This is a genomic window from Luteibacter yeojuensis, from assembly GCF_011742875.1.
Classification (GTDB): domain Bacteria; phylum Pseudomonadota; class Gammaproteobacteria; order Xanthomonadales; family Rhodanobacteraceae; genus Luteibacter; species Luteibacter yeojuensis.
Genome location: NZ_JAAQTL010000001.1, coordinates 3,047,491 through 3,061,275, shown reverse-complemented (window position 1 = coordinate 3,061,275; position 13,785 = coordinate 3,047,491). Strand labels below are relative to the sequence as shown.

Sequence of the window (13,785 nt, the reverse complement as noted above, 5' to 3'; positions counted from 1 at the left end):
CGCGGCAGCGGGCATGCTCGCCGCGAGCATCCATCGCCGCTGAAGCGGCTCCCACATGAGGGTGGCTCCCACACTAGAATGATTCCAACTGCACGGGGGGAGGCCATTCGTGATCGCAGGCTGGTTGCTGCTGCTGGTGTCGCTGCTTTACGTGGGGCTGCTGTTCGGCATCGCGTATCTTGGCGATCGCCGGCCGCTCTATCCCCGCCAGCCCAGGTTGCGCCCGCTGGTCTACAGCCTTGCACTGGCGGTCTACTGTTCGTCGTGGACGTTCTACGGCGCGGTGGGCACCGCCGCCGTCTCCGGTCTCTCCTACCTGCCGATCTACCTCGGCCCGTTGCTGCTTTTCGTCCTTGGGTTCGGGCTCCTGGAGCGCCTGGTGCTCGTGGCGCGCGAGCGCAATATCACCTCCATCGCGGACTTCATCGCCGCGCGCTTCGGCAAGTCGCACGGCCTCGCGGCATTGGTCGCGCTCATCGCCGTGGTCGCCGTCATTCCCTACATCGCCCTGCAATTCAAGGCGGTGGCGATGTCGTTCACCGTGCTGGGCACCGGCGGCTCGGCATGGTGGTTCGGCGACACCGCGGCCTGGTGCGCCGGCCTCCTCGCCGTGTTCGCAATCCTGTTCGGCACGCGCACCATCGACGCCACGGAACACCACCATGGCATGATGCTGGCGGTGGCGGCGGAATCGCTGGTGAAGCTGCTCGCCTTCGTGGCCATCGGCGTCTACGCCTACCTGCACGGGCCCGGGGCGGTCGAAACCCTGCGCGCACCGATATCGCAGCTGGAGAAAGGGAGCCTGCCGCCGGGCTTCTTCGCGCAGACCCTGCTCGCGTTCTGCGCCATGTTCTGTCTGCCCCGACAATTCCAGATCGGTGTCGTGGAATGCGAGAACCCGCGCGACCTGCATCGCGCGCGTTGGTTCTTCCCCATCTACATGGTCCTGATTTCCGTGGCGGTGCTGCCCATCGTCAGCGCGGGAATGGATCTGCCGCTGGTGATGCGCGGCCATGTGGACGCATGGGTCCTGAACCTGCCCATCGCGCTCGGCGACAGCGGCATGGCCCTGCTCGCATTCGTCGGTGGGTTCTCGGCCGCCACCGGCATGGTGATCGTCGCCGCGGTGGCACTCGCCACGATGATCAGCAACGACCTGGTCATGCCGGCGCTGCTGCGCATGAAGCGGCTCGATCTCGAGCGCCGCGGCGATCTGTCCAACATCGTGCTGCTTGTACGCCGCGTGGCGATCGTCGCGCTCGCCGGTCTCGCCTACGTCTACTACCGCATCATCGCCGACGCGGAGAACCTCGCGGCAACCGGCCTGCTCTCGTTCGCCGCCGTCGCGCAGTTCGCGCCGGCGATCGTTTCCGCACTCTACTGGCGCGGCGCGAGCCGCGTCGGCGTCTACGTCGGACTGCTCGCCGGTTTCGTCGTCTGGACCTATACGTTGCTGCTGCCCGCCATGACCCGCGCCGGCTGGTTTCATCCGGCATGGATGGACGAGGGCCCGTTCGGTGTCGGATGGCTCAAGCCGACGGAGCTTTTCCACCTGACCGGGTGGGAGTCGGTCACCCACGGCACCTTCTGGTCGCTGCTTTTCAACGTCGGTTGCCTCGTCTTCATCTCGCTGCGTTTCCGGCCAAGCGTGGCCGAACGCCTGCACGCGGCGCTCTTCGTCGACCCATTCGTGCGCAGCGCGACCGGTGCCGGCGACTGGCGCGGCCGGGTGACGGTGCGCGACCTGGGTACGATAGCGGGCCGCATCGTGGGCGACCGCGTCACCGTGCGCGCCTTCAACGAATACGGCCAGCGCCATGGCGTGACGCTCTCCCCCACCGACGCGGCCGACCGCCCGCTCATCCAGTTCACCGAGCGCCTCCTCGCCAGCGCCGTGGGTGCCGCGAGCGCGCGGCGCATCCTGATGGGCGCCCTGTCGGGCACGGGCCTCGACATCGCCGAGGCGATGGCCCTGATGGACGAGGCCTCGCAGGAACTGCGCTTCAACCGCGAGCTGTTGTCCACGACGTTGGAGAACGTATCGCAAGGCATCAGCGTGGTCGACGGCGAGATGCGGCTGGTGGCGTGGAACCGCCGCTACCTCGAACTTTTCGGTTACCCGGAAGGCATGGTCTACGTGGGCCTTCCGGTCGCCGACCTCATTCGCTGGAATGCCGAGCACGGCGAATGCGGACCGGGCGAAGTCGACGAGCATGTCGCCAAGCGCATCCGTTACATGCGCGCCGGTTCGCCGCATGTCTTCCAGCGCGTGCGTCCGGACGGCACCGTGATCGAAATGCGCGGACGCGCGTTGCCGGGCGGCGGCTTCGTCACCACCTTCACCGACGTCACCGCTTACAAGTCCGTCGAGCAGGCACTCATCGACGCGAACGAGACGCTCGAACAACGCGTGGAAGACCGCACGGCCGAACTGTCCGATGCGCTGAGTGCCACCGCGACGGCTCGGCGCGAGGCGGAGGCGGCAAATGCATCGAAAACACGCTTCCTTGCCGCCGCGAGCCACGATCTTCTCCAGCCGCTCAACGCGGCTCGCCTGTTCACTTCCGCGCTTCGCCAGCATCCGGGGCTCGACGGCGAGGTGGCGCAACTCGCGGAGCGCATCGATGCCTCGTTCCGCGCGGCCGAAGACCTGCTCGACGCGCTGCTCGACGTCTCGCGCCTCGATGCCGGCAGCTATCGACCCGAGATCGCACCCTTCGCCCTGGCCGACCTGTTCGATTCGTTGCGTCAGCAGTTCGCCGTCGTCGCCGAGCAGCGCGGCCTCACGCTGCGCGTCGTGCCGTCGTCGATGTCGGTGCGGTCGGATGCGCAATTGCTCCGGCGTATCGTCGCGAACTTCCTTTCCAACGCGTTGCGCTACACGCGGTCCGGCGGCGTGCTGCTCGGGGTGCGGCGTACCGGGGACAAGGTTCGCATCGAGGTATGGGACAGCGGCCCGGGCATCGCCGATGAACAGCAGGCGCGGATCTTCGGCGAATTCCAGCGCCTGGAACGTCCCTCGCCCTGGGGTGAAAAGGGCCTGGGCCTGGGCCTTTCCATCTGCGACCGCCTGGCCGGCATCCTTGGCCTTCCCCTTGGACTGCGTTCCCGCGTCGGCAAGGGAAGCTGCTTCAGCATCACCGTGCCGCGCACGGAAGCCGTGTCGCGCAAGCGTGCGCCCGCCGTCGTTCGCCCGGGCGGCGAGCAGCTTCCGCTCACCGTGCTTTGCCTGGACAACGACGAGACGATCCTGGAAGGCATGCGCGCCCTGCTGGGGCGCTGGGGCGTCGATTGTCGCGTGGCGCTGGATGTGGACGCGGCGCTGGAGACGCTGTCGTCGACGCACGTCGATCTCATCCTCGCCGACTACCATCTCGGCGAAGGGCTGGACGGCGTGGAAGCCCTCCAGTTCCTCGGGAACAAGCTGACGCGGATGCCGCCGGCGGCGATGGTCACGGCGGACGGGAGCACCGAGTTGAAGCAGCGTGCGCGTGCCCTGGGTTATCCGCTGCTGCACAAGCCGGTGAGGCCGGCGGCCTTGCGGGCCCTGCTGGTGGCGCTGGGGAAACGCGCGGGCACCCACGCGGCTTGATCCCTGGCGTCGCAGGAACGACGGTGGAGGTCAGATGTCCTGCGAGACCCCGGGGAACGCTTCCTTCTCGACATCGAGGTGGCTCGCGGCCAACGCCACCTGCGTGCGATTCGAGACCCCGAGCTTCCGCATGATCGCCGTCATGTGCGCTTTCACCGTCGCTTCGGATACGCCGAGATCGAAGGCGATCTGCTTGTTGAGCAGGCCTTCGGCGATCATGTTCAGCACGCGGAACTGCTGCGGGGTCAACGAGGCGATCCGCGCGGCCACCTCGGCTTCGTCCGCCTTCAGTTCCACGGTACCGCCGACCAGCTGGTGAGGCAGCCAGACGTCGCCCTCCAGCACGGCACGCACGGCCTCGACGATCTGTTCGACCGCGGCCGACTTCGGTATGTACGCCGACGCGCCATGCGCGAGCGCACGCCGCGCGATCTGTCCTTCCTCGTGACCGGACACCACGATGGTCGGCAGCCCGGGGTACTGCCCGCGGATATGCGCGAGCGCGGAGTACCCCCGCGCTCCCGGCATGTGCAGGTCCATCAGCAGCAGATCCGCATCGGGAAGCGATTCGATGAGGGCGAACAGCGCGGGCACGCTGTCCGCCGTGTGCACCGTGGCGTCCGGCACCGCAGCCAGCACCGCGCGCTTCAGGGCGTCGCGGAACAGGGGATGGTCGTCGGCAATCAGGACGTCGGACATGGGTTACTTGATCAACCGCTCTTCCACAAGGTTCTTCACCACGCCGGGATCGGCGAGCGTGGACACGTCGCCGAGCTGGTCGGGCTGGTTCTCGGCAATCTTGCGCAGGATGCGGCGCATGATCTTGCCGGAACGTGTCTTCGGCAGGCTCGGCGCCCATTGCAGGTAATCCGGTGCGGCGATCGAACCGATCTCCTTGCGGACCTCGGCGATCAGCTCCTTCACCAGCGCCTGGCTGCCCGTCTCCCCCGCGACCAGCGTGACGAAGGCATAGATGCCCTGGCCCTTGATGTCGTGCGGGCAGCCGACCACGGCGGCTTCGGCCACCTTCGGATGCGCCACCAGCGCGCTTTCCACTTCCGCCGTGCCGATGCGATGGCCGGATACGTTGATCACGTCGTCCACGCGGCCGGTGATCCAGTAGTAGCCGTCCGCATCGCGGCGCGCGCCGTCGCCCGTGAAGTAGTTGCCCGGATAGGTCTTGAAATAGGTGTCGACGAAACGCTGGTGGTCGCCGTACACCGTGCGCATCTGGCCGGGCCAGGAATCGGTGATGACCAGGTTGCCGCTGCATTCGCCTTCCTGCGTCTTGCCGTCGGCGTCCACGATGGCCGGCTTCACGCCGAAAAACGGCAGGGTGGCCGAACCCGGCTTGAGGTCGATCGCGCCCGGCAGCGGGGTGATCATGAAACCGCCCGTTTCCGTCTGCCACCAGGTATCCACCACCGGGCAACGCTCGTCGCCCACGACGCGGTAATACCAGTTCCAGGCTTCCGGATTGATCGGCTCGCCGACCGTGCCCAGCACCCGCAGGCTCTTCCGCGAGGTTTTCTTCACCGGGCCGTCGCCTTCGCGCATCAGCGCGCGGATGGCGGTGGGCGCCGTGTAGAACAGCGTCACCTTGTGCTTGTCCACCACCTGCCAGAAGCGGCTGAAGTCCGGATAGTTGGGCACGCCGTCGAACATCACCACCGTGGCCCCGTTCGCGAGCGGGCCATACACCACGTAGCTATGGCCCGTGACCCAGCCGACGTCGGCCGTGCACCAGTAGATGTCGTCCTCGCGGAGGTCGAAGGCGAGTTCATGGGTGAGGCTGGTATAGACGAGATAGCCGCCGCTCGTGTGCAGCACGCCCTTCGGCTGGCCGGTGGAGCCCGAGGTGTAGAGGGTGAACAGCGGGTCTTCCGCGTTCATCGGCTCGTAGTCGCAGGTTTCCGACTGGCCCTCCATCAGCGTGTGGTACCAGCGGTCGCGCGGCGACTGGAAGTGGATGGCGCTGCCGGTGCGGCGCACCACGACCACCGTCTCCACGCTACTGGTATGCGGGCGGGTCAGCGATTCGTCCACGTTGGCCTTGAGCGGGATCTTCTTGCCGCCGCGGACGCCTTCGTCGGCGGTGACGATGAGCTTGGCGCCCGAATCCGCGATGCGGCTCGCCAGCGAATCCGGCGAGAAACCGCCGAACACCACCGAATGCACGGCACCGATGCGGGCGCAGGCGAGCATGGCGACGGCGGCCTCGGGAATCATCGGCAGGTAGATCACCACGCGGTCGCCCTTGGCGATGCCGAGGTTCTTCAGCGTGTTGGCGAACTTGCACACCTCGGTGTGGAGTTCCTTGTACGTGAGGCTGCGCGACTCGCCGGGGTCGTCGCCCTCGAAGATGATGGCGGTCTTGTCGCCGCGATCCGCCAGGTGGCGGTCCAGGCAGTTGGCCGACACGTTGAGCTGGCCGTCCTCGAACCAGCGGATGTACAGGTCGTTCGGATCGAACGAGACATTCTTGATCTTCGTGGGCGGCACGATCCAGTCCAGCCGCCCGCTCATCTCCTTCCAGAAAGCCTCGGGCTCCTGGACGGAACGGGCGTACATGCGCTGGTAGTCGTCCTTGCGGACGCGCGCCGAGGCGGCGAAGGCGGGATCGACCGGGTAGAAATCGGACATGCTGGCTCCAGGCATTTGCTATGGCATGAAGTTTAGCCTCGCGGCGCAGCATTAAGCTGCGAACCCGCTACGACTTTGGTCGAGGTTCGACCTTTGGCGAATGGAAGCCCCAGCGGGCGTGTCACATGCTCGGCCTGCCAATGGTTGGGGAGACCATGATGAACAGCATTCGCTCCGGCGGCCGTAAGGCCGTTGCCCTCAGCGTCGCCTGTGCCCTGATGCTGCCGATGGCCGCATTGCCGGACCTGGCCCATGCCCAGTCCCGGGCGAAGAAATCCACGCGCGAGGCCGAACTCGAATCCCGTGTCAGCCAGCTCGAGCAGCAACTGGCCGAGCTGAAGGCCATGATCCAGGAACAGAAGGCGGCCACCAGCCAGGCGACCGCCACCGCCCAGGCCGCGCAGACCCAGGCCCAGCAAACGGACGAGAAGGTGGCCAAGGTCGAGAAGACCGTGGCCGCCGTGCCGGCGAAGCCCATCTTCACCTCGGCACCGGGCGTGTCCGTGGCCCTGCACGGCTTCATCAACGCCAACGCGTTCAACCAGAGCAAGGTCTTCACCTACGGGAACGGCGCCAGCGCCGAGTACCCGATTCCGGGCCTGGGTGGCCGGGTGAACGATTCGCTGAGCGGCGTGGACGTGCGCAATACCCGGTTCTGGCTCGACTTCACCGGCGCGAAGTTCACCGAGAGCTGGGCCGGCAGCGGTCGCCTCGAGATGGACTTCTTCGGTGGCTTCAACGGCACCGGTGCCTACAGCCAGCAGCAGCCGACGCCACGCCTGCGCCAGGCATACATGGACATCACCAATGCCGCCACGGGCACCACGTTCCGCATCGGCCAGATGTGGGACCTCATGTTCCCGCTGGAATACGTGCCGCAGTCGCTTTCTCATATAGCCTTCCCGCTGGGTTACGGTACCGGGCTGATCGGCTGGCGATACCCGGGCATCATCCTGATGCAGGATCTCAACCATGGCTCCGAGGGCGTGAAGTGGCGCTTCGACCTCGGCGTGTTCGAGGGCAGCTGGAACGGGCCGGGGCTCACGACGAACTACCTGACCGCGGGCAATGCGGGCTTCAAGCCGCAGGTGGAGGCGCGCCTCACCGCGAAGGGCTCCAACTGGCAGGTGTTCGGTGCCGCGCACTACAGCAAGCTCGACCTGCACGGCGTGGACGGCGAAACGGTCACGCCTATCAAGAGCGGCATCAAGAGCACCGCCTACGAAGTGGGCGGCATGTGGATGCCGGGCAACTTCATGATCAAGGGTGCCGTGTATACGGGAACCGCCATCGCGCAGATCTTCGGCGATCTCTCCCAGTTCGGCGACATCAAGGACAAGGGCGGCTATCTCCAGGTGGGCTACAAGTTCACGCCGAACTGGAGCCTCTACGGCACCTACGCGGGCAGCAAGCCGAACGAGAACGACGTGCTGCGCTGGCGGACCGCCAATGCGCCCGGCCTGCTGAAGAACCGCCAGCAGGCGCTCAGCCTGCAATACACCGCCGGCGCGTACGACTTCAGCATCGAATGGCTCCACTCGACCCTCAACTCGACGACCACCAACGGCCTCGGGCGGCAGAGGACGTCGGCCAACGAACTCACCCTCAACGGCAATTACCGGTTCTGATCGGAGATCGACATGGCGACTACCGCAAGCAGCCTCCACGCCGACGGCACCCTGGGCACCAGCCACAAGCGGGTGATCTTCGCATCCAGCCTGGGCACGGTCTTCGAGTGGTACGACTTTTACCTGTACGGCTCGCTGGCCGCGATCATCGGCAAGCAGTTCTTCACCGGCCTCAACGAGACCAGCCAGTTCATCTTCGCGCTGCTCGCGTTCGCCGCCGGCTTCTTCGTGCGGCCGTTCGGGGCGATCGTGTTCGGTCGCGTGGGCGATCTGATCGGCCGTAAATACACGTTCCTCATCACCATCGTCATCATGGGTACGTCGACCTTCCTCGTCGGCGTGCTCCCGGGCTATTCGACGATCGGCGTGGCGGCACCGGTGTTGCTGATAGTGCTCCGCCTGCTGCAAGGCCTCGCGCTCGGCGGCGAATACGGCGGCGCGGCGACGTACGTCGCGGAACACGCGCCGATGGGCAAGCGTGGCCTGTACACCAGCTTCATCCAGATCACGGCCACCTTCGGGTTGTTCCTGTCGCTGCTGGTGATCCTCGGCACGCGCATGGGCATGGGCAACGAGACGTTCGAGTCCTGGGGCTGGCGCATCCCGTTCCTGATCTCGTCCGTCCTCGTCGGCATCTCGGTGTACATCCGGCTTCAGCTCCAGGAGTCGCCGGTGTTCCGCCAGATGAAGGCCGAGGGCAAGCACTCGAAGGCGCCGCTCACGGAAGCCTTCGGGCGCTGGTCGAACCTCAAGCTCGTGATCCTGGCGTTGTTCGGCGCTACCGCGGGCCAGGCGGTCATCTGGTATACCGGCCAGTTCTACGCGCTGTACTTCCTCACCCAGAGCCTCAAGATCGAAGGCACCACGGCCAACCTGCTGATCGCCGCCGCGCTGCTCATCGGCACGCCGTTCTTCGTGTTCTTCGGCTGGCTGTCCGACAAGATCGGGCGCAAGACGGTGGTGCTTACCGGCTGCCTGCTGGCCGCCCTCACCCTGTTCCCGATCTTCAAGGGCCTCACCCACTTCGGCAATCCGGCCGTGGAAGCCGCGGCGGCTTCGGCGCCGGTGGTGGTCACCGCCGATCCGAACGCGTGCACGTTCCAGTTCGACCCGGTGGGCAAGAAGACCTTCACCAGCTCGTGCGACGTGGCCAAGAGCGTGCTGGCGAAGAAAGGCATCCCGTACACCAACGCCGCGGCGCCGGCGGGCACGCTCGCCACGGTCAAGATCGGCGACGAGGTGATCGAGTCGTTCGAGGGCGGGCAACTCGACAAGGCCACCTTCGCCGCGCGGAACAAGGAGTTCACCGCGAAGGTCGGCAGCCAGGTCAAGGCGGCAGGTTATCCCGAGAAGGCCGATCCGGCACAGACCAACTACCCGATGCTGATCGTGCTGCTATCGATCCTCGTGCTCTATGTCACGATCGTGTACGGCCCGATCGCCGCATGGCTGGTGGAGATGTTCCCCACGCGCATCCGCTACACCTCCATGAGCCTGCCCTACCACATCGGCAACGGCTGGTTCGGCGGTTTCGTTCCGACCATCGGCTTCATGCTCGTGGCCTGGAAGGGCGATATCTACTACGGCCTCTGGTACCCGGTGATCGTTTCGATGATGACCTTCCTCGTTGGCCTGTTCTTCGTGCGTGAGACGAAGGACGTTCCGTTGGAGCATTGAGGTCGGGGTGGGACGCTGGATTCCTGCGCAGGCAGGAATCCAGCACCTCACCGCAAGCTTGAGTAAGTTCGCAACTCCACCCGTCGCCAGGCCTCTCTCGCCACCGCTGAAAAACGGGGCAACCAGCCGCCGCGATTTGAGCTGCAACAAAACCCGATGCACGATGCAGCCTCCACTCCTGGACGAGGCTCGCACCATGCAAACCCTGGACACTGCACCCAAGCTCTGGCTCAACCCGCAGCCGCAGATCCCGCAGACGATTCTCGCCACGCACGCCGCCGTCGATGAAGCCGACGCCCGCCTCCTGCGTTTCGCGCCATTGCTGGCCGAACTCTTCGAAGACACCCGCGACACCGCCGGCATCATCGAGTCGCCGCTGCTCCGCGCACCGGCCATGCAGCGGGCCTTCCACGACGGAGGCGGCAAGGGTTCCCTGTGGATCAAGGCGGACCATGCCCTCCCGGTCGCCGGCTCCATCAAGGCGCGCGGCGGCGTGCACGAAGTACTGGAAATCGCCGAGAACCTCGCACTCGCCCACGATCTGATCGCCCGCGACAGCGACTATCGCGACCTGCTCGAACCGCGGGCGCGCGAACTCTTCAGCCAGCACCGCATCGTCGTCGGTTCCACCGGCAACCTCGGCATGAGCATCGGCATCATGGCATCGGCCCTCGGCTTTCATGCGACCGTGCACATGTCCTCGGACGCGAAGCCGTGGAAGAAGAAGCGCCTTCGCGACCGCGGTGTCGAGGTGATCGAGAACGACGGCGACTACGGCCTCGCCGTCGCCGCCGGCCGCAAGCGCGCTGCCGAAGACGGCCGCGCATTCTTCATCGACGACGAGCATTCGCTGCCGCTGTTCTACGGATACGCCGTGGCCGCGCGGCGCCTGGCCAGACAGTGCGAGATGCAACGCATCGCGGTCGACGCCGGGCATCCGCTGTTCGTCTATCTCCCTTGCGGCGTCGGTGGTGCGCCTTCCGGCATTACCTTCGGCTTGAAACAGGTCTACGGCGAGCATGTCCACTGCTTCTTCGTCGAGCCGACCGAATCGCCCTGCTTCCTCGCCCAGATGCAGGCACCTCCGGATACGCTCCGGTCTGTCTACGACCTCGGCATGAGCAACCGCACGGAAGCCGACGGCCTGGCCGTTGCCCAGGCCTCCCTGTTGGCGGTGGCGGAAATGCGCTCCCGTCTCGCAGGCGTCGTCACGACATCCGACGCGGCGATGTTCGAGGACCTCGCCACCGTGTTCCACCTCGAAGGCCACGTGATCGAGCCCTCGGCCGCGGCGGGTTTCAGCGGCCTACGGGCATTGTTCGGTACGGACGAAGGCGCGCGCTACCTCGGCGCGAACGGTCTGCAGGACAAGATGGCGGACGCCACCCACATCGTCTGGACCACGGGTGGCCGCTTCTTGCCCCCGGATGAACACGTCCGCTTCCTGGATACGGCTGCCGGCCAGCGGGCTTTCAACGGCGCGACGGCGGGGGCCGTTTCATACTGACAAGCTCGATCACGTCCTGCCGGTCGTCCGCGGAGGCGACCGGCACGGTCAGCCACTTCCCGTCGGGGTATTCGCGGGCCTCGTCGTAACGTGCGACCAGGGGAGCGCGCCAGAGATAACGCCGTTCCTCGAACGCCTCACGCTCTGCCCGCCCCAAAATCACCTGGACGGAAAGCTGCCTGTATCCGGGGACCAGGGTGCAGAGCGCCCTGGTCTTCTTGTAGCGCAGGGTCCAACCGCGCTTCTGGCCGCCATAAAGCCACTCCGGGGCGAATACACCGGGGTAGGACGCGTCGATCCAGTTCCGCAACGCCGTCCAGTGCCCGAACGCCCGGGCCCCTATCCAGTCGCGAACGGCGCCATCGTCGGGCGTTGCCGATCTATCGCTCATCCTGCCGCCGATCGCGGGTGCCTGTGTCATGTCGCTTTCCGGGTTCGGGTCGTTCCGGCGTACCGTAAGCCCGGGTACCCGAAGGAGATACCCTCGATCGAGTCGTTGAACCGACCGAGGATTATGGGACGCTATTGCCGGACCCGGAGCGCAGCGACCCTTCGTAGACTGGGTCCATGAATACTCTCTTCGAAGCGGGTCCCGAGTCGGTCTATATGAGCGATGGAAAATACGGTCCGTACCAGGTGCTCGTGCGATCGGCATCCTCCACGTTGATCGTCGACGAGCCTTTCGGTGCGGGTGGATTGGGCTCGGGACCGACGCCTTTCGACCTGCTCAGCGCGGCGTTGGGTTCGTGTTCCCTGATGACGATGCGCAGCTATGCCGACGACCGCGACTGGCCACTCGAAGGATTGGCGGTGCGCGTCAGCCACGATCGCCCGACGCTGGCATCGAGCGACCGCTTTCTGAAGGAGATTCAGATCGTTGGGCCCTTGTCGCTGGTCCAGATCCATGCCCTGGTAGATGTGTCCATGCGCTGCCCCACCCATGTCACGGTGGCGCGCGGATCGGAGATAGAGACGCGGCTGGTGCGGCCAGGCGACATGACCGACATGGCCGTGGGCAGGAGCGCCCACATGCGCGTCATGAAGGAAAGCCTGCGGACCGGCCCCCCATGATGGGACCCGCCGTACGCATTTCGCCGCAAGACCTCAACCGGCTCCTCGGAAGCCTCGAGGTCAGTTTCGTTGCGCTGACGGAATGCCTTGTCAGCCAGGGTTACTGCCTGGAGATGGGCGGCGTCGCCGCGCCTGGCATCCATTACAACATCCGCGGTAGCGGCCGCCTGGTCATCAAGGGGTGCGAGCCGGTCGAACTGAAGCCGCACACTCTCGTCATTGTTCCGCCAAATGCACCCTTCCGCATCGAGGCGGAAGGTTTCGAGCGAGGACTGCAAAGCCTGCGCACGGTGGACGGCATGCTGGTCGCCGTGTCGAAGGATTCGGTCAACTACATCGTTGCCGGCGAGGGCGATCCCGAAGTCATCCTCATCTGCGGCTTCTTCGATGCCTGCTACGGCTCGGCGGTGAACCTGTTCGGCACCCTGAGCGCACCCATCGTCGAGCAGTTTTCCGAAGCCGACCGGCTGGACACGACTCTTAAGAGTGCCATCGCCGAACTCGTCACGCAGGAAGTCGGCTCCGGCGCGATGAGCTCGGCCCTTCTCAAGCTGGTCATCGTCCACATCCTTCGTCGCTCGCTGCATTCGAACAACACCTGGGTGGAACGGTTTTCCCTCCTTCGGGATCCGCAGATCGCTCGCGCCTTCGCGGAGATGGCCAGCAACCCAGGCGCCCCGCACACGGTCAATTCGCTGGCACAAAGCGCCTACCTGGGCCGCTCGGCCTTCATGGCGCGGTTCGTCGATATCGTGGGCCAGCCGCCCATGAACGTGCTGCGCGACCTGAGGATGCGTCAGGCGGCGGAACAGCTTCGCACCGGCCAGGTACCCATCGAACAGGTCGTTCGCAACACCGGCTACGAAAGCCGCAGCAGCTTTGCCCGTGCCTTCCGCAATATCTTCGGTATGGATCCGTCGGAGTACCGTTCCACTCATGCGGAAAACGGGACGCCATAGACGGACCCTCTGCACGTTGCCCGGTCGGAAACTTGTTCTCGCACCAACACACACACACACCGAGAACGAGCCGCCTCCATGACCAACCCCGTCATCGAAACCATCCTGAGCCGCACCTCCGCCAAGTACTACGATCCGAAGGCGGTCTTGAGCGATGAAGAAATCAGCGAACTCGTGCGCATCGGCACAAGCGCCCCGACGTCCTTCCACCTGCAGAACTGGCGATTCATCGCCGTGCGCTCGCCGGAAGCCAAGGCGAGACTGAGCCCCATCGCGTGGAGTCAGCCGGCGATCACCGATGCCGCCGTGACCTTCATCATCTGTGGCCAGCTGGCCGATTCCACGGTCATCCCGGATCGTCTCGCACCGCTGGTCGCATCCGGCGTCATGCCGGCGACGATGGTGCCCGAGTGGGAAATCCCCGCACGCGACTTGTATATGGCGTACCCGCAACGCCAGCGCGATGAAGCGGTACGCAGCGGTACGTTCGGCGCCGCGGCGATGATCTACGCGGCCCGCTCGCTTGGCCTGGGATCGACACCGATGATCGGCTTCGACGACGTCGCCGTGCATCGCGAGTTCGGACTGACCAAGGACGAAGTGCCGGTCATGCTCTTGGCCGTGGGCGCCGAGCGCGCAGGAAACTGGGCGCAGAAGCCGCGCCGGCCCGTCGCCGAAGTGCTCGATCTCGTCTGATCCCTCATCCCG

At 65.7% G+C, this 13,785-nt stretch carries 10 protein-coding genes; 7 read left to right on the top strand and 3 right to left on the bottom strand.

Annotation, left to right across the window (positions count from 1 at the left end; translation table 11 throughout):
- Positions 1–109: 109 nt before the first annotated feature.
- A complete protein-coding gene (locus HBF32_RS13850) occupies positions 110–3,592 on the top strand; it encodes a hybrid sensor histidine kinase/response regulator (protein ID WP_338039783.1) in 3,483 nt (1,160 codons plus the stop codon).
- 30 nt (positions 3,593–3,622) lie between these two features.
- Here the strand turns inward: HBF32_RS13850 and HBF32_RS13845 are convergent, their stop codons facing one another.
- Together HBF32_RS13845 and acs are read right to left on the bottom strand one after the other, a co-directional pair.
- Positions 3,623–4,291 carry a response regulator transcription factor gene (locus HBF32_RS13845; RefSeq protein ID WP_166700189.1) on the bottom strand — a complete coding sequence of 223 codons (669 nt, stop codon included), beginning with the start codon at positions 4,289–4,291 and terminating at the stop codon, positions 3,623–3,625.
- A gap of 3 nt (positions 4,292–4,294) precedes the next feature.
- Positions 4,295–6,235 carry an acetate--CoA ligase gene (acs, locus tag HBF32_RS13840; RefSeq protein ID WP_166700187.1) on the bottom strand — a complete coding sequence of 647 codons (1,941 nt, stop codon included), beginning with the start codon at positions 6,233–6,235 and terminating at the stop codon, positions 4,295–4,297.
- Between the two features lie 158 nt (positions 6,236–6,393).
- On the opposite strand from acs, the gene HBF32_RS13835 reads away from it, so the two are divergent.
- The 3 genes from HBF32_RS13835 (at position 6,394) to dsdA (ending at position 11,047) form a co-directional block, all read left to right on the top strand.
- A complete protein-coding gene (locus HBF32_RS13835; RefSeq protein ID WP_166700185.1) occupies positions 6,394–7,863 on the top strand; it encodes a porin in 1,470 nt (489 codons plus the stop codon).
- A 12-nt stretch (positions 7,864–7,875) separates the two neighbouring features.
- The gene (locus tag HBF32_RS13830) at positions 7,876–9,540 is read left to right on the top strand and encodes an MFS transporter (RefSeq protein ID WP_166700184.1); all 1,665 of its coding nucleotides are present in this window, start codon (positions 7,876–7,878) and stop codon (positions 9,538–9,540) included.
- A gap of 196 nt (positions 9,541–9,736) precedes the next feature.
- A complete protein-coding gene (gene dsdA / locus HBF32_RS13825; RefSeq protein WP_205287740.1) occupies positions 9,737–11,047 on the top strand; it encodes a D-serine ammonia-lyase in 1,311 nt (436 codons plus the stop codon).
- On the opposite strand, the gene HBF32_RS13820 is transcribed toward dsdA, so the two are convergent.
- Positions 11,013–11,468 carry a DUF3788 domain-containing protein gene (locus tag HBF32_RS13820; protein WP_166700181.1) on the bottom strand — a complete coding sequence of 152 codons (456 nt, stop codon included), beginning with the start codon at positions 11,466–11,468 and terminating at the stop codon, positions 11,013–11,015. The two genes, dsdA and HBF32_RS13820, sit on opposite strands and share 35 nt — an antisense overlap.
- 146 nt (positions 11,469–11,614) lie before the next feature.
- Here HBF32_RS13820 and HBF32_RS13815 point away from each other — a divergent pair, with 146 nt between their 5' ends.
- The 3 genes from HBF32_RS13815 to HBF32_RS13805 all read left to right on the top strand — a co-directional run bounded on the left by HBF32_RS13815 (position 11,615) and on the right by HBF32_RS13805 (position 13,773).
- The gene (locus HBF32_RS13815) at positions 11,615–12,118 is read left to right on the top strand and encodes an OsmC family protein (RefSeq protein WP_166700179.1); all 504 of its coding nucleotides are present in this window, start codon (positions 11,615–11,617) and stop codon (positions 12,116–12,118) included.
- Positions 12,115–13,077: an AraC family transcriptional regulator gene (locus tag HBF32_RS13810; protein ID WP_166700177.1), complete on the top strand. Its 963-nt coding sequence runs from the start codon at positions 12,115–12,117 to the stop codon at positions 13,075–13,077. The genes HBF32_RS13815 and HBF32_RS13810 overlap by 4 nt, the downstream gene beginning before the upstream one ends.
- Positions 13,078–13,155: 78 nt before the next feature.
- Positions 13,156–13,773, top strand: coding sequence for a nitroreductase family protein (locus tag HBF32_RS13805; RefSeq protein ID WP_166700176.1), 618 nt, complete (start codon positions 13,156–13,158; stop codon positions 13,771–13,773).
- Positions 13,774–13,785: the final 12 nt, after the last annotated feature.